The sequence below is a fragment of the Pseudarthrobacter chlorophenolicus genome, assembly GCF_000962805.1.
GTDB classification, from domain to species: domain Bacteria; phylum Actinomycetota; class Actinomycetes; order Actinomycetales; family Micrococcaceae; genus Arthrobacter; species Arthrobacter chlorophenolicus_A.
In genome coordinates this window covers 179268-194091 of the sequence record NZ_JZTW01000002.1, presented here as the reverse complement: position 1 = coordinate 194091, position 14824 = coordinate 179268, and the positions used below count along the sequence as shown (strand labels likewise).

Sequence of the window (14824 nt, the reverse complement as noted above, 5' to 3'; positions counted from 1 at the left end):
TGCCGTGACGGCCAGACTTTTGGGACAGCATTCGAGGACTGCCTGGCAAGCACGTCCAACACTCTGCGGAACAGGCGTGGCTGCGCGCCAGCCGGACCATCGGCGGAGATGCCGTCCGGAAAACCGCTCACAACCGGAAGGAAGTGCGCCATGGCGGGCAAGTTCGAAGTTTTCCTTGATTCCCAGTCGAAATTCAGGTTCAGGCTCTTGGGCGCGGACGGGGCGGTGCTGGCGGTCTCGCAGGCCTTCAATGACAAAGCGGCCGTCGTGGCCGGAATCGCCGCGGTCCGGGAGTGCGCCGGGACCGGTTTGGTGACGGACCTGTGCCCAGCCGGATCCCAGGCCCCGGCGGTGACCGTTGCCGCATCCGCTCCCGCCACCGAACCCACCCTCGATGACCGGGCAGCGGCCAGGCTTCATGCCCTCGCCTCGGCCAAGGTCATTCGCCGCCATACCGCTCCCGCGCATTGGGACTGGCGCCGCAGCCGTGCGGAACTGGCCAACTGAGGTACGCGGACACTTCGCTCCAGGACGGCAGGCAGTCCACGAAAAGTTTTTTGAAAGTCGCGTAACCTTTCGCCGCCCGGGGACGATTACCCTTATGTAGCGCCGGCCTGGAACTTGTCCCCCATCACGTTCCAGGCCGGCTCTTTAGTTCTCCGGCAGCAGGGACAGCTGCGCATGGCCGGAACCGGCAGTGCACGTGGCGGTCCGGTGCGCGGTGGTTACCGCGGGGTAAAGTAAGCGGGCAAAGGCATTCCGGCAACGGGCTTCCCTGCCCAGCCATCCCCGCACCGACCAAAGGCACCACGTCCGTGACCGATGCACTGACAGACGAGTCCCTGCGAGATCCAGATTCTGGTTCCTCGGCCTTCGGCGTCGTCTACCGGACGTATGCGTCACAGGTATTGGGCTATTTCAAAGCCCGTGGAGCCGAGGATCCGGAGGCAGCAATGCAGGAGGTCTTTCTTTCTGTGCTGCCACGGCTGAACTCAGTGACCGGCGGCAGCGCGGGCCTGCGCACGTTCATCTTTTCCGTGGCACATGCCCGCATGGTCGATGACCACCGGCGGCAGAGCCGCACCCCGGCCAAGCTCCCCTTCGAACCGGGGCTGGACGGGCGGGAGGACCCGTCCGCCGAGGAGGAAGCGCTGGAACGGATTGCGCCCGGAGAAATCGTGGGCCTGCTGGACTCATTGCAGGACGAGCAACGGCAAGTGTTGGCTCTGCGGTTAGTTGCCGGGCTCACCCTCGAACAAACAGCGGAAACCATGGGGAAGAGCACGGGAGCGGTGAAGCAGTTGCAGCGGCGCGGCATCCTCAAACTGCGCGAAGTTGCGGCAGTGAAGGAGTACCTGCGGCCATGACCACACCCGAAAGCAGGCTGCGCGAACTCGTCGATGAAGTCCTCACGGACGCAGGCCACCCGGAGGACGCCGCGCTGCGAAGTGCACTCGAGTCGATCGGATCCCTCGCGTCGACTCCCGCTCCCGAACCTTCCGGAGAGCTTGCCCGGCTGATGGCCGGCGGCGGGGACGAGCTGGCACGCCGACGTCGCTCCGGCCGGCACCGCCCCACTGTGGTGGGACTTGCAGTGATCGCCGGAATGGGGCTGGGTATAGGAGGAGTTGCCGCAACGGCCGGCAGTGCGCCCGGCAGCAGTGCTGCCTCCGTCCAGCACCTGCTCGCGGACTGGTCACCGGATCGGGGGATCACCCACGGTGCAACGGCAGCACCGGAACCCGGATACCGTGGAGGGGCGGTCCCTGAAGACCAAACTCCGGAATCGGTTCCCTCAGCCGTTTCCGCCTCGGATTCCGCCGAGACCCCCGAAGGCGCCGGCACCACCAAGGGCAAGGAACTGCGGCCGGACAGCGAGAGTGTGGCCTCTCCTGGTGGAAAACCCGGATGCGGAAGCCCGGAACAAACCAAGGCAACGGGCATCTGTCCGCCCGCAGCCGGGCCCGGCACCCACCTCGGCGGGAGTACGGCGGGGGATACGGCTACGCCCGGGAAGGCGGCCAAGAAGGAGATGCGGGACGAAGGCAGGCCCGGCCGCGCCAGCGCCATTCCGGTCCCGGACTCACCCCAGCCGGGGACCCCACGACGTGTACCCGGGAACGGGGACGTGCGGGGGATGGCGGGACCAAAACAAGGCGCTGACAGCGGACCCGGAAAGCCCGCGCCGGAAGAGCCTAGCCCGTCAAACTCCGGGCAAGGTTCAGGAAATGGTCGCGAAACCGCTCCGGGCAGTAAATAGCTGTCCGCCGGCCCGGTAGTCCGTGGCCCGGGTTAGGCTGATGGCATGGGCCACACGAACGATCCTGCAGTTATTGAACGCCTCATGCGGACCAAAGGGCGGTGGGCCATCGTCGGCCTGACCACCAACGAGTGGCGCTCCGCCTACGACGTGTCCTTGTTCATCCGGGACCAGCTGGGCATGGACATCATCCCCGTCAACCTTGCCGGCGATACCGTGCACGGCGAACAGGGGTACCGCACCCTCTCCGAAATTCCCCCCGAAAAGCAGCCCATCGACGTCGTGGACTGCTTTGTGAACTCGGAGAAGGTGGGCAAGGTAGTTGACGAGGCCATCGCCGTCGGCGCCAAGGCTGTCTGGCTTCAGCTGGGCGTCATCGATGAAGCCGCCGCGGAACGTGCCAAGGCCGCCGGCCTGGACGTTGTGATGAATTCATGCCCGGCCCAGCAGGCCTGGAAGTTCAAAGTCTGAGCCCCGGGGGAGATTAGCCCCGCTTCAGGAGATCCGGGTAGTGCCGCTCGGTGACGTCCGGGTGCGCCCGCATCCTGCCCTTGAGCATGTTGAGCCCGAAGGACGCGAGCAACGGGTTGCTGGGATCATCCGTGAGGCCGCGTGCGGCTGCCTTCAAATCCGGGGCAAGCGGAACGGGCTCGATGACCGAGTCCAGGCGGGGCGACCAGAAGAATGGCACCGAGTAGCGGTCTACACCCGGGGGCGGTGCCTGCACGCGGTGGATGGTGGCCGCAAGGTATCCCTCGGTGGCTACTTCCAGCATTTCGCCGAGATTCACCACCAACGCCCCGGGAAGGGGCTCCACCGGAAGCCATTCGGCGGTCCCCGGCGGCTTTACTTCCAGGCCGCCCACGTTGTCCTGCAGCAGGAGCGTCACGAATCCGTAGTCTGCGTGGGAACCGACGCCCTGGTTACCGGCCTCTTTGACTACGCCGCCAACATAGTGGACCAGTTTTCCCATCCACGCCGGTGCTTCCCGGAACGGTTCGTCGAAATAGTCTTCGGGCTGCTGCAGCGACACGGCAATCGCGCGCAGAAGTTCCATGCCCACCCCGGACATCAGTTCGGCCCAGGCCATAGCTGCCGGCTTTAGCTCAGGGAACGTTTCGTCCGGCCACTGGTTGGGTCCCTGCAACAGCCAATACGGCTGGTCCGGCGGATAGCCGTCAACGGGCGCGCGCTCGGGGGAGTAGTCGATCTGCTCGCGTGCATCCGCCCGCCCCTGCGTCACTTCGGTTCCCATCCGGGTGTAGCCGCGGAAGTGCGGTGAAAGCCTGTTGTCCAGCTTCATCCGTTCTTCGAGGGGAAGGTTGAAGAACCGCCGGACGGTTTCCAGGAGCTGATCCGCCTGCCCCGGCGAACCCCCGTACCCGGTGATCTGGAAGAAGCCCACGTTATGGGTGGCGTGCCGCAACTGCTCAATGAATTCCGGGCTGAAGGTCCCATAGGGCTGCCGTGCGGTACTCAAATCCAGGACAGGTATGGCTCCCTGGTCGTGTGACATCTTCGCAGACTAGCACCGTAGGGACGCGCTTTATAGGCTTCGGTCATGGACCCCACTCTGCTGCGAAAGATCTGCCTGTCCTTCCCGGGCGCCTACGAGGACTACCCGTTCGGGCCGGAGACTTCAGTCTTCAAAGTCCGGGCCCACATCGCCGGCGGGGCCAGGCATGAGGCGAAACTGTTTGCGCTGTCCTCGATGGATCCAGCCGATTTCTACGTAAACCTCAAATGCGAGCCGGCTTTGGCTGTCCAGTTACGGGCGGCCCACGAAGCGATCAAGGGCGCATGGCATATGAACAAAACGCACTGGAACGGCGTGCGACTTGACGGCTCGCTCCCGGACGAGATGGTGCGGGACATGGTGGAGGACTCCTACGACCTGGTGGTTGCCACCCTGAGCCGCAAACAACAGGAGCAGCTGGGCTGGGCACGCCTGGGACGCTCAGGTGAATGAGGCACGGCCGGGCGGCAGCCTGAACTATCCGGGAATTGGAAGTACACGGCAGGGCACGACGCCGGCGGGGTACCCCAGCGTCCTGGAGGAGGTGCGCCTTGGGTCGGGGCTGCCGCTGTTCCGTCGCGTCGCGGACGGCATCCTGGGGTGGGAACTCCAGCGGCGCGCTGGGCTCCGTGTCCGGGCGGAGTCCCCGCAGGCGAAGCCGGGTGTGCGGGTAATCAGCGGCTTCGGCGTTGGTCCGTTCCGGCTTAACGCGCCGTGCGAGGTGGTTTGGGTCCGTGAGCCATCCGCGGTCGGGATGCCCCAGTCCGCAGGTTTCGGCTACGGGACGCTGCCGGGTCATCCCGCCCGCGGCGAAGAATCCTTTGAAGCGGTCATCGACGCCTCGGGTGGGGTTTACCTGCGGATCCGCGCCTTCAGCAAACCGGCCAACTGGTTCTACGCCACCGGCGGACTGGTAACCCGGGCAGCCCAGCGGTACGTTACTTCCCGGTACATTGAAGGAGCACGCACACTCGCCGCGGAAGGAACAGCCCAGTGATTTTTATCGTCGTCAAATTCAAGGTCAAGCCGGAATGGTCGGAGCGCTGGCCGGACCTCGTGGCGGACTTCACCGCAGCAACCCGGCAGGAGCCCGGGAACCTCTGGTTCGACTGGTCGCGCAGCTTGGACGACCCCAACGAGTACGTCCTCGTTGAAGCCTTCAAGGACGACGCCGCGGGCGACCACGTGAACAGCGAACATTTCAAGAAGGCCATGGCGGACATGCCGCAGGCACTCGCCGAAACTCCCCGTATCGTCAGCCGCCAGCTCGACGGCGACGGCTGGGACCGCATGGGCGAGCTCACCATCTGAGCCGCTTCAGCTGGGCGGCACGCGGGCAGCGTCGAACGGTACCTGCGCCGTCACCACCCACTGCGTTCCGACGATTTCCGCCGTCAGCGTGCCGCCCAGCCTTTCCACCCGTTCGTGCATGAATCCGAGCCCGAATCCGCTGTTAGGGATCCGCGGGGCATGGCCGGAAGCCTGCGCGCCGTTGGCAATCCGAAGGTCGAGCGCGGCCTTTCCGGCGGCTATGCGGATATCCACCCCGGCACCGGGAGCGGCGTGGACCACGATGTTGGTTCCGCACTCGCGCAACACCGGAAGGATACCCAGCTGGATGCTCGCCGGCAGCGCGTCGAGGGAGCCGTCTATGGCAACCGTGACGGGATAACCCAACCGACGCAGGTGACCGGCAATGCTGGTGGCTGACTTGGCCAGCGAAACTTCCACCGGTCTCGGGGGCGTCGCGGACGGTGGCGACAAGACCCGCATCATTGATCGGAGGTCGGCCAGCGCTGTGTGAGCCGCCTCCGAAATCGCTTCGAGGCTTTGACGCTGCCGCTCCGGCTCCGCCGTGGAGAGCGCCGCATCGGCCTGTAGGGCGATGATGGTGACGTCGTGGGCGATCACATCGTGCAGGTCACGGGTCATCTGCCGGCGGCTGGCCGCCAGCAGCTCGGCGTGGTCCAGATGCGCCTGCGTGTTCGCTGCGGTCGACTCAGCAAGCTGCTCCCTGGAGCGCACGCCGGCCCGGCAGATGCCAAAAAGCAATGCCACGACGATCGCAAGCACCACATTGATGATCAGGTAGTCCTGCGGAATGAGCGCAGCGTTGATGGTCAACCAGGCAAGGACCGCCACCAAGACCGCCGTACTGACGCGGCGGCTGCCCGCAAACGCGGCCACCAGGACAATGACGGCCAGGAAGAACAGGGCGGGCGAAGCCGGGACGGCCAGCTCGAAGCACGCTCCGGCCAGGGTGGTGGCCGCCCCCTGCCAGCAACGGACCGTAGCCAGCAATGGTCCCAGCGTAAGCAGGACCAGGCCCACAATCGGCAGGTATGCCGCTGGGGTTGCCACGTTGGCGGCTGCAGCTACGGCGGAAGGAAAGTCAGTCACCAGTGACCACAGTGACAGCACCGCCACCGCCACCCGCCACGCTATTGGAAGCGGGCGGGTAACAAACGTCCCGTTGGCGGGGGCGGACGCCAGCCCGGAAGGTTGACGGACTGGCGGCGGTGTGGTCTGCATGAAGCAACCGTACCGAACCGGCCTGGCCTACCCGCCCCGCCTGCCGGGCGCCGCCTTCCTTGGCGCCGCGCCCGCATTGTCAGCACAGGCGCAGCAGGAGGCAGCGGATGCGGTTGATCTCATCGAACATTCCGTTCGGCGATGCAGTCTGTCCGCCCTTGGCCGCCGTCGCGCCAAGGACCGGTTCAAGGGCCGTTGGCGGGGCCGCAACAGCTGCTGCTGGAGCTGTAGCCAGGAGTCCGGCGATGCAGAAGGCGGCTGCTGCTGTACGGAACTGCTTCACGTGATTTCCCCAATCATTGGATTAAAAGCTGTCAAGCCCATTATTTTCTGCCGCCGCCCGCCTCAACAGCGACGAAAGTATCCATCCCGGGTCGCCTATAGTCGAGGTGTGGACGAACAGAGCAAGCAGGGCATCCGTGTCCTGGTGGTGGAGGACCAGGCGCTGATGAGCCAGGCGTTGGCGATGTTCGTCGACGCCGGCGAGGGGATGCACTGCGTAGGCATCGCCGAGGACGGCGCGGCGGCGGTGCAGATGACCGCTGACCTGCGTCCCGACGTCGTGCTGATGGATATGCAGTTGCCGGTGATGGACGGCGTCGAGGCCACGCGGCGGATCGTTGCCGCTGCACACGTGCCCTCGATAGTGGCTGTCACCACGTTCGTCACCGAGGAGTATCTGCTGCCGGCGTTCCGGGCAGGCGTCCAGGGGTTCATTGTCAAGGATTCCCGGCCGCACGAAGTAGCCGCGGCCGTGACGCAGGCCTTTGAAGGCAGCATGCCGGTAAGTCCGCAAGTATCGCGTGCCCTGGTGCGGGTCGCGATGACGCAGCCGGACCGCCCCGCCGGGACGAAGGTGTTGCTGGAGCCGGTCACGCCCCGCGAACGGGAGGTTTTGGCGTGCTTAGGGCAGGGCCTGTCTAACCAGGAGATTGCGGCGGAACTGTTTGTGACCGAGGCCACTGTGAAGGCGCATGTGGGCCGCCTCATGACGAAGTTCGGCGTAGACAACCGGGTCAAGCTCGTGGTCAACGGAGTCCGGCTGGGCCTGGTCACGCTCTGAGGCGTGACGAACGGCGGCGCTGCTGCGAACGGACGTAACCGAAAGTAGTACCCCGGGCCCCCGTACTGTGGACCTTCGGCCGACGCGCCGCCCCGGCCCGCTCCCTAGGCTTGCATCACCGGCAGGACATGCCCGGTGCAAAGTCAGGCATTACACAAACAGGGGGATTCATGAAAAGCAAGGTGCAACGGGCAACAACGGTGACTATCGCGGCCGGCATTGCAGCGCTCGGCCTGGTGGTTGGCGGTGTCGCGTTGGCATGGGTTGCAGGTTCGTTGGGGATCTCGACGGCGGCAGCCAGCCAGATCGTCAATGCCGTTCAGGTCGGTGGGCTGGCGTTGACGCTGGTCGGCGCGGCATTCGGCTTCGGCGTGGGCAGCGCTCTGGTGGCGACTATCAGGTGGTACATCCTGCGCAAGGGCAAAGCAGTCGCAATCGCCTAGGCCGTAGCGATGACGACGATCAGCTCCGTCCGACGAAGCAAAATGGTGCCCCGGGTGGAACTGCCGATACTCGCAGCTTCGCTGGCGCTCAGTGTTGCCCTCTTCGCAGCGGGGCTGATCGTCGGCTTCCAGAATTTTTCCTTCCTGGGCTCTGCCGCAGGCGATACACCGCAGCCAGGCTGGGACTTCGGCTCCATCCTTGCCCGCAACTTCGGTGCTGCGTGCCTGCTCTTCGCAGGAGTCCTCAGCGGCGGCACCATCACCCTGATCACGCTGCCCATGATCGGCCTGTACGTCGGTGCAACCGCGCAGGTGGGAGTAACGGTGGCTGGCGCGCCGGCACTCCTGGGTGCCGTGGCGTGGTACGTGCCCTTCGAATTCGCCGGCTGCCTGATGGCCGCGGCGGCGGGGCTGTATCCGGTCCTCGCCAGTCTGCGCAAAAGGCGTCCGCAGGCCTCTCTGGTCGGAACCTACACGGCCTCCTTCACCGGCGCCCTGGTGCTGTTCGCCGCAGGTGCGGTGCTGATCCTGCTCGGCGCCGGCATCGAAACCTTTGTCATCTCCACCTCCGGAAGGTCATCATGACAGCCGTACCACTCGCCCCGCGCGTCGAAGCCCGGGAGCCCCGTTCCAGCGCCACCTCGGCCCTCATCCGCTGGGCTGTCTTCCTGGGCGGCATGGCGCTGATCCTGCTTCGCATTCCGCAGACCGAGGCCATGCTGGTGCAGCAGATTCCGCAAACTGCACCGGCGGACATGGAGCCTGAACTCGTCAGGCTCTCAGTGTCGGTGGCGTTGCTCCTGGGCACCATAGCCTTTGGCATAGTCCTGGCCATGTACCTGGGTTTCGCCGCGATCCTGGAACGTAAACTCTTTCCCGGCGAGCTGAGATTCGGAAATAACCTCCGGCTGGGGCTTTTCACCGCCGTCATCGTCGCCGCCGTCGTGCCCGTCCAGGTCTGGTCGATGCTCAGCGGCGGCATGCCTTCCCCGGCGTTGAAGGCGGGGCCCGTCATCGTCTGCTGCCTGGGCGTGCTGTTCCTGTATCGTCGGTCCCTCCGGGACACAGGCCGGGCACGCGCGGCCTTTGCAGGGCTGGGCGCGGTTGCCTTGGGTGCCGCCGTCGCGATCGTCTGACCAGCAACTGCTTCACAGCTGACACCAGAGACTATGGAATCGAGGACAGGAACCATGACCCTGAAAACCAACCACGTGCGGGCGTTGCTGGCCGTTGTCGCCCTTTGCGGGGCCGGGATGCTGGCCGCCTTCCTTGCCGATGACAGCCTCCTGGCCCGGTCCGAGCTGGGCGGGCTTTCATCGGTGCTGGCGATGGCGCTCGGGATTGGTGCGCTGGCGATTCCCCTGCTGGGGATGGCCGGCAGCCTGTCAGATCCCACCCGGATCCGCAGCGTTATCTTCCTTGTGGTCCCGCTTCTGACGTTGGCCGTGTTCCTTGATCCCAGGTTCGATGTGTTTCCCGTACGGATTCTCTGCCTGATCGGGATGGTGTTGGCCTTCGCGGGCACTGTAGTGGTGCTTTTCAACGCGATGGGAGAAAAGAAGGCCGGCGCGCGGGGTACGCCCAGCAGATTCTCATGACGCACACGATTGCCAGGCGGACAACCGCCCAGGAAGAGACCGGATCCCTGCCAGGGCCAGCCGGTCCTGTCCGGGGGCGCACACGGGTTCAGCTGGCGTTGCTGGCTGACCTGCGGTGCGCGGAACTGGCCAACGCCCTTGGGCTGGCGTGGAAACTCAGCAACCTCAAACGCGTGCTGGCGCTCGCCGTGGCGGCCCTGGCAGTTGTGATTCCGGCAGCAGCATTCGGTTTCGCACGCATCTATGCGCTCGTGTCCACCCAGGTTCCGGCGCCCGCCCTGCTGGTGCCATTGACTACCGTTGTGGTCCTCACGTCAGGCGCGGGCCTGCTCTGGTCCGAAGTCATGGGAAAGTACCGGACCAGCGTGTCAGGGCATCCCAACATCAAGTTCTTCCGCTCCCTGGACATTCCGGCCGTCCTGGTGCACGCCGTCTACGTGGTTCCGCGGCTGGGGCTGGCGACCGGCTTTTGGCTGCTCGTGGGCGGAGGACTGCTCGCGGGTTTGCTGTCGGGCGAGGCAGCCGGCCCGTGGCTCCCCATCGCCGTGGCAGGCATGTTGCTGCAGCCGTTGCTGTGGTTCGCGGCGGCACTCCTGGCCAGCCTGTGGTTCGCGGGCAGAAACCCTGCGCGCGGATTGGGCTTTGGCCTTGGCGCCGTATTCGCTGTGTCTGCCGGCGGAACAGTAGGGGCGGTGGCTGCTGGTTTACTGCCGCGGTTGGCCGCCTCGAACGATGGCAGGGGGCCCTCCACCGCCGGAGCGCCGCTGGCCGCAAGCCGCGACGTCCCGGGCCAGGAATACGGACCTGCCGCCGTGCTGGCCATTGCCGGGGCGGTGGTCCTTATGACGGCACTCAGCATCGTTGCGGCCAGGGCATTAAGCCGCAGATCATTCATCCTCGCTGCCGCCGGGCCGGGACGTGGGCCGTCCGCCGGCGCAACGGCCGGGAATTTGGCATGGTTCTGGCTGCGGGCCCTCAACCACCAAAGGGCAGCTGGGTGGCGGAAACTGGCTGAGAACCGGATCGGCTGGGTCCTCTGCGCCCTCATTGGAGTGCTGCTCTCCTTGCGGCTGACTGGGGCGTGGGACCGTGCGGGGTTCGGGGACCTTCTCGTGCCGCTGCAGGGCGCAGCGTTCCCCACCGTGGCGCTCGCCTCCGTCGTCCTCGGGATCGCCGTTGCCGAGCTGACCCTGGGCGACATGAGCCGGCGCGTCGTGGGGCCTGCGTTGCGGGCGGCCATTGAACTCGGGGCGCCGCTGCGGACAACGGCCGCGGTGCACGCGGCCAGCCTGTTTGGCCCAAGCATGGTGGCGGGCGCATTGGCGTCGGTGCTGGCTGGGCTGCTGCTGGGCTGGACGTTTGCGGTGATGCCGGTCGTCGTGGCTGCTGGCGCGTGCGCCGGTTCCATCCTGGGGGAGCACATCTTTCCACCGCCCCGGATGGTGGATGGCGGAGCCGGTGAATCCGTGGCTACAGCGCTCGCCAGCCTCATGCTGGCTACCATCCCGGCAATCTGGACCCTGGTGCTGCCCGACCTTTCACTTGTCCTGCTGCCGCTGTCCGCTGCGGCCCTACTGGGAGGAGCGCTGTGGTGCGTTCGCCGCAACCTGACCACTTTGTAGAACTGCGCGCCCTGGACGCCGGCTACGTACCTGGCAAGCCGGTGCTGCGCGGTACTGACCTGGTACTCTCCGGGCCGGGGATCGTGCACGTCGCAGGGCCCAACGGTTCAGGCAAATCCACGCTCGTTGAGGTGCTGAGCGGTTACCTGCGGCCCGCCGCCGGCGCCGCCCTGGTCTCCGGAATGGCAGCTTCGTCGACGCAGGCCCACCTTCATCGGCGCATCTGCCGGACCGAACCTGCGCTGTATCCCATGATGAGTGTCCGTGACCACCTCATTTTCGCCAGCCGCTGGAGTGGCGCCGATCCGCAGGACGCGCTGGACCGCGCCGAGCTGTATGGCCTCGGCGAATGGCTGGACCACGCGGCGGAGACCCTCTCCACGGGAAACCGGCGGCGGCTCTGGATCGTCCAATGCACGGTGGGCGAGTTCAGCACGGTTGTCCTGGATGAGCCGTTCAACGGGCTGGATCAGGCCTCGGAAGCAGTTTTGGTCACCGAACTGGAGGCGTGGGCCGGCACCAGGTGCGTGGTGCTGGTGGCGCACCAGCCACCGCCTGCCCTGCGCGTGGACCGGGTCCTGGCATGGCCGCCCGGGCTGGATAGCGGAGCGTCCTGACTCCTAAGATCCGGGCCGTCGCTTAAAGCAATTGCCCCGCAACTGCCTGCCTGGATTCCCAGGAGGGCAGTTGCGGGGCAAGCAGGTGTCGCGTCAGCCGAAGTACTTCGGCAGCGTCCCCTCGTGGGCTTCGCGGAGGGCGTCGAGGGACAGGCTGTCCACGCCGTTGATCTCCAGGGCGCCGCTGGCAGCGTCCACTACACCGATACGGGTGTGCGCGAAACCGCGGGCGGTGCACATGTCCGTGAAGCGCACTTCCTCCGAGCGGGGAACGCCTACGACGGCCCGTCCCTGGGATTCGGAGAATAGGGCCGTGAACAGGTCCACGCCATCGCGGTCCATGACGTCCTGCAGCGCAATCCGCGCGCCGACGCCGTAGCGCAGCGAAGACTCCACCAGCACGGCAGCCAGGCCACCCTCGGAGAGATCGTGTGCGGCGTCGATCATGCCGTCGCGGGAGGCGTTGATCAGGATCTCACCCAGTGCGCGCTCGGTCTCAAGGTCAACCTTCGGCGGCTGGCCACCCAGGTGCCCACGCATGTTGGCCCACTCCGAGCCGTCCAGCTCGGCAGCGGTGGTGCCCAGCAGGTAGATGGCCTGGCCATCCTCGCGCCAGCCCGACGGCGTGCGGCGGGCAACGTCGTCGAGCTTGCCCAGGACCGCCACCACGGGGGAGGGGTGGATCGGGGTGGTGCCCGTCTGGTTGTACAGCGACACGTTGCCGCCGGTGACGGGGATGCCGAGTACCTGGCAGGCGTCGGACAGGCCGCGGATGGCTTCGGCCAGCTGCCACATGACGTCCGGGTCCTCGGGGGAGCCGAAGTTCAGGCAGTCGCTGACGGCCATGGGGATGGCGCCCGCCGTGGCGACGTTGCGGTAGGCCTCGGCCAGTGCCAGCTGGGCACCGTGGTACGGGTCCAGGTAGGTGTAGCGGCCGTTCGCGTCGGTTGCCAGGGCAACACCCAGGCCGGATTCCTCATCCACGCGGACCACGCCGGCGTCGTCGGGGAACGCCATGGAGGTGTTGCCGCCCACATACCGGTCGTACTGGTTGGTGATCCACGCCTTGGAGCACATGTTGGGGGACGCCACGAGTTCCGTGACGGCCTTCGCCAGCTCGGCGGGTGCGGCCGGGCGGCCGGCATCCTGCACGGAGCCGGTGAAGGTGTCTGCCTGGACCGAATCCTGCCACTCGGGGCGGGCGAACGGACGGTCGTAGACCGGGCCGTCGTGCGCCACGGTGCGGGGGTCGACGTCGACAATCACGTCGCCTTCCCAGGTGATGATGAGGCGGCCGGTGTCGGTCACCTCGCCCAGCCAGGAGTACTCCACGGCCCACTTGTCCATGACGGCTTCGAACGCTTCCACGTTCTCCGGCGTCACAACGGCCATCATGCGTTCCTGTGATTCGGACATCAGGATCTCGCCCGGGGTCAGCGTGGGGTCGCGCAGCAGGACGGAGGTCAGCTCAACCTGCATGCCGCCGTCGCCGTTGGACGCCAGTTCCGAGGTGGCGCAGGAGATGCCCGCGGCGCCGAGGTCCTGGATGCCCTCCACCAGGGAGCCCTTGAACAGCTCAAGGCAGCACTCGATGAGCACCTTCTCGGCGAACGGGTCGCCCACCTGGACGGCAGGACGCTTGGACGGCTTGGTGTCATCAAAGGATTCGGAGGCCAGCACGGAAGCGCCGCCGATGCCGTCGCCGCCGGTGCGTGCACCGAACAGGACCACCTTGTTGCCCTTGCCCGAGGCATTGGCCAGACGGATGTCCTCGTGGCGCATGACGCCTACCGCCAGCGCGTTGACCAGCGGGTTGCCCTGGTAGACGGAGTCGAACACCATCTCGCCGCCGATGTTCGGCAGGCCCAGGGAGTTGCCGTAGCCGCCGATACCGGCCACGGCGCCGTGCATGACGCGGGCGGTGTCCGGGTGGTCGATCGCGCCGAAACGCAGCGGGTCCATGACCGCCACGGGGCGGGCACCCATGGAGATGATGTCGCGGACAATGCCGCCGATGCCGGTCGCGGCGCCCTGGTAGGGCTCAACGAACGACGGCGAGTTGTGCGATTCGATCTTGAAGGTCACGGCCCAGCCGTCCCCCAGATTGGTGACGCCGGCGTTTTCGCCGATGCCCACCAGCATGTCCTTCTTCATTTCCTCGGTGACCTTTTCGCCGAACTGGCGCAGGTGGTTCTTGGAGGACTTGTAGGAGCAGTGCTCGCTCCACATGACGGAGTACATGGCCAGTTCGGCGCCGGTGGGGCGGCGGCCCAGGACCTTGACGATCTCGTCGAACTCGTTCCGCTTCAGGCCCAGCTCGGCCCAGGGCAGCTCGGTGTCCGGGGTCTTGGCAGCGTTCTCGACGGTGTCGATGTTGAACTTCTTGGTGGTTTCGGTGGTCACTTGTCGCCTCCCACAATCTTGGTCAGTACGGAGGTGAAGAAGCCCAGGCCGTCGGTGTCGGACCCTCCGATGCCATCGAGCGATTCGGGGCCGAAGCCCGGTTCCACGGCGTGCTCCGGGTGCGGCATGAGGCCCACCACGTTGCCGGCGGCGTTGGAGATGCCGGCGATGTCCCGGCGGGAACCGTTCGGGTTGAAGCCCACGTAGCGGAAGACGACGCGTTCTTCGGCCTCAAGGGCGTCCAGGGTTTTCTCGTCAGCGATGTACTGGCCGTCCTGGTTCTTCAGCGGGATGGTGATTTCCTGGCCCGCTTCGTAGTCCAGCGTCCACGCGGTGTTGCTGTTCTCGACGCGCAGCACCTGATCGCGGCAGAGGAACTTCAGGTGGTCGTTCTTGATCATCGAACCGGGCAGCAGGTGCGACTCGGTGAGGATCTGGAAGCCGTTGCAGATACCCAGGACGGGCAGCTTGGCGTCACTGTTGGCGGCGTCGATGATCTTGGACATCAGCGGCGCGAAACGGGCAATGGCGCCGGCGCGGAGGTAGTCACCGTAGGAGAAGCCGCCGGGGATGACCACCGCGTCCACGTCACCGATTTCCGTGTCGCCGTGCCAGAGCTCGACGGCGGTGCCACCAGCCAGGCGGACGGCGCGGGCAGCGTCGCGGTCATCCAGGGTCCCGGGGAAGGTGACGACGCCGATGCGGGCGCCGGCGAGGCGCGGTTCCGCCGCGACAGCGACAGCTTCGCCGATCAGGGGAAGTTCAGTCAT

The 14824-nt window shown here is 66.3% G+C and carries 19 protein-coding genes; 14 read left to right on the top strand and 5 right to left on the bottom strand.

What is annotated here, in order from left to right:
• Nucleotides 1–150 precede the first annotated feature (150 nt).
• The 4 genes from UC32_RS04335 to UC32_RS04320 all read left to right on the top strand — a co-directional run bounded on the left by UC32_RS04335 (nt 151) and on the right by UC32_RS04320 (nt 2731).
• Complete coding sequence (locus tag UC32_RS04335; RefSeq protein ID WP_045730024.1) at nt 151–507, top strand: YegP family protein; 357 nt, start codon at nt 151–153, stop codon at nt 505–507.
• Between the two features lie 308 nt (nt 508–815).
• Nucleotides 816–1367 (top strand): RNA polymerase sigma factor, encoded by a 552-nt coding sequence (locus tag UC32_RS04330; protein WP_045730023.1) that lies wholly within the window; start codon nt 816–818, stop codon nt 1365–1367.
• Nucleotides 1364–2260 (top strand): hypothetical protein, encoded by an 897-nt coding sequence (locus tag UC32_RS20015; protein ID WP_052690514.1) that lies wholly within the window; start codon nt 1364–1366, stop codon nt 2258–2260. Before UC32_RS04330 ends, UC32_RS20015 begins: the two co-directional genes overlap by 4 nt.
• Nucleotides 2261–2305: 45 nt before the next feature.
• Nucleotides 2306–2731 carry a CoA-binding protein gene (locus UC32_RS04320; protein WP_045730022.1) on the top strand — a complete coding sequence of 142 codons (426 nt, stop codon included), beginning with the start codon at nt 2306–2308 and terminating at the stop codon, nt 2729–2731.
• 13 nt (nt 2732–2744) lie between these two features.
• Here the strand turns inward: UC32_RS04320 and UC32_RS04315 are convergent, their stop codons facing one another.
• The gene (locus tag UC32_RS04315; protein ID WP_045730021.1) at nt 2745–3776 is read right to left on the bottom strand and encodes an isopenicillin N synthase family dioxygenase; all 1032 of its coding nucleotides are present in this window, start codon (nt 3774–3776) and stop codon (nt 2745–2747) included.
• Nucleotides 3777–3821: 45 nt separating this feature from the next.
• Between UC32_RS04315 and UC32_RS04310 the strand changes: the two genes are divergently transcribed.
• Genes UC32_RS04310 through UC32_RS04300 form a run of 3 tightly spaced genes read left to right on the top strand, consistent with a single transcriptional unit; the run spans nt 3822 to nt 5087 of the window.
• Nucleotides 3822–4229, top strand: coding sequence for an MmcQ/YjbR family DNA-binding protein (locus UC32_RS04310; protein ID WP_045730020.1), 408 nt, complete (start codon nt 3822–3824; stop codon nt 4227–4229).
• Nucleotides 4222–4773, top strand: coding sequence for a DUF1990 family protein (locus UC32_RS04305; protein ID WP_045730019.1), 552 nt, complete (start codon nt 4222–4224; stop codon nt 4771–4773). The genes UC32_RS04310 and UC32_RS04305 overlap by 8 nt, the downstream gene beginning before the upstream one ends.
• Nucleotides 4770–5087, top strand: coding sequence for a putative quinol monooxygenase (locus tag UC32_RS04300; RefSeq protein ID WP_045730018.1), 318 nt, complete (start codon nt 4770–4772; stop codon nt 5085–5087). Before UC32_RS04305 ends, UC32_RS04300 begins: the two co-directional genes overlap by 4 nt.
• Before the next feature lie 6 nt (nt 5088–5093).
• Here UC32_RS04300 and UC32_RS04295 read toward each other — a convergent pair whose 3' ends face one another.
• On the bottom strand, nt 5094–6308 hold the full coding sequence (locus UC32_RS04295; RefSeq protein WP_082071902.1) for a sensor histidine kinase: 1215 nt from the start codon (nt 6306–6308) through the stop codon (nt 5094–5096).
• A gap of 79 nt (nt 6309–6387) precedes the next feature.
• Nucleotides 6388–6591, bottom strand: a complete 204-nt coding sequence (locus tag UC32_RS20910) for a hypothetical protein (protein WP_045730016.1) — start codon at nt 6589–6591, stop codon at nt 6388–6390.
• A 108-nt stretch (nt 6592–6699) separates the two neighbouring features.
• On the opposite strand from UC32_RS20910, the gene UC32_RS20905 reads away from it, so the two are divergent.
• The 7 genes from UC32_RS20905 to UC32_RS04255 all read left to right on the top strand — a co-directional run bounded on the left by UC32_RS20905 (nt 6700) and on the right by UC32_RS04255 (nt 11651).
• Nucleotides 6700–7371 (top strand): response regulator transcription factor, encoded by a 672-nt coding sequence (locus UC32_RS20905; protein WP_052690513.1) that lies wholly within the window; start codon nt 6700–6702, stop codon nt 7369–7371.
• Between the two features lie 170 nt (nt 7372–7541).
• Nucleotides 7542–7814 (top strand): uberolysin/carnocyclin family circular bacteriocin, encoded by a 273-nt coding sequence (locus tag UC32_RS04280; RefSeq protein ID WP_152642554.1) that lies wholly within the window; start codon nt 7542–7544, stop codon nt 7812–7814.
• A 54-nt stretch (nt 7815–7868) separates the two neighbouring features.
• Complete coding sequence (locus tag UC32_RS04275) at nt 7869–8399, top strand: hypothetical protein (protein WP_161797257.1); 531 nt, start codon at nt 7869–7871, stop codon at nt 8397–8399.
• Nucleotides 8396–8950, top strand: coding sequence for a hypothetical protein (locus UC32_RS04270; RefSeq protein WP_045730014.1), 555 nt, complete (start codon nt 8396–8398; stop codon nt 8948–8950). The genes UC32_RS04275 and UC32_RS04270 overlap by 4 nt, the downstream gene beginning before the upstream one ends.
• Nucleotides 8951–9004: 54 nt before the next feature.
• Nucleotides 9005–9412, top strand: coding sequence for a hypothetical protein (locus tag UC32_RS04265; protein WP_045730013.1), 408 nt, complete (start codon nt 9005–9007; stop codon nt 9410–9412).
• On the top strand, nt 9409–11034 hold the full coding sequence (locus tag UC32_RS20685) for a hypothetical protein (protein WP_045730012.1): 1626 nt from the start codon (nt 9409–9411) through the stop codon (nt 11032–11034). The genes UC32_RS04265 and UC32_RS20685 overlap by 4 nt, the downstream gene beginning before the upstream one ends.
• Complete coding sequence (locus UC32_RS04255; protein WP_052690512.1) at nt 11004–11651, top strand: ABC transporter ATP-binding protein; 648 nt, start codon at nt 11004–11006, stop codon at nt 11649–11651. Before UC32_RS20685 ends, UC32_RS04255 begins: the two co-directional genes overlap by 31 nt.
• Before the next feature lie 93 nt (nt 11652–11744).
• Here the strand turns inward: UC32_RS04255 and purL are convergent, their stop codons facing one another.
• The gene (gene purL / locus UC32_RS04250; protein ID WP_045730011.1) at nt 11745–14054 is read right to left on the bottom strand and encodes a phosphoribosylformylglycinamidine synthase subunit PurL; all 2310 of its coding nucleotides are present in this window, start codon (nt 14052–14054) and stop codon (nt 11745–11747) included.
• A complete protein-coding gene (gene purQ / locus UC32_RS04245) occupies nt 14051–14824 on the bottom strand; it encodes a phosphoribosylformylglycinamidine synthase subunit PurQ (RefSeq protein ID WP_045730010.1) in 774 nt (257 codons plus the stop codon). Before purQ ends, purL begins: the two co-directional genes overlap by 4 nt.

Coding starts and splice junctions, on each gene's coding strand:
- UC32_RS04310 (WP_045730020.1), top strand. CDS start 3,822: ATGGACCCCACTCTGCTGCGAAAGATCTGCCTGTCCTTCCCGGGCGCC.
- UC32_RS04270 (WP_045730014.1), top strand. CDS start 8,396: ATGACAGCCGTACCACTCGCCCCGCGCGTCGAAGCCCGGGAGCCCCGT.
- purQ (WP_045730010.1), bottom strand. CDS start 14,824: ATGACTGAACTTCCCCTGATCGGCGAAGCTGTCGCTGTCGCGGCGGAA.
- UC32_RS04320 (WP_045730022.1), top strand. CDS start 2,306: ATGGGCCACACGAACGATCCTGCAGTTATTGAACGCCTCATGCGGACC.
- UC32_RS20685 (WP_045730012.1), top strand. CDS start 9,409: ATGACGCACACGATTGCCAGGCGGACAACCGCCCAGGAAGAGACCGGA.
- UC32_RS20015 (WP_052690514.1), top strand. CDS start 1,364: ATGACCACACCCGAAAGCAGGCTGCGCGAACTCGTCGATGAAGTCCTC.
- UC32_RS04315 (WP_045730021.1), bottom strand. CDS start 3,776: ATGTCACACGACCAGGGAGCCATACCTGTCCTGGATTTGAGTACCGCA.
- UC32_RS04335 (WP_045730024.1), top strand. CDS start 151: ATGGCGGGCAAGTTCGAAGTTTTCCTTGATTCCCAGTCGAAATTCAGG.
- UC32_RS04265 (WP_045730013.1), top strand. CDS start 9,005: ATGACCCTGAAAACCAACCACGTGCGGGCGTTGCTGGCCGTTGTCGCC.
- UC32_RS04280 (WP_152642554.1), top strand. CDS start 7,542: ATGAAAAGCAAGGTGCAACGGGCAACAACGGTGACTATCGCGGCCGGC.
- UC32_RS04295 (WP_082071902.1), bottom strand. CDS start 6,308: ATGCAGACCACACCGCCGCCAGTCCGTCAACCTTCCGGGCTGGCGTCC.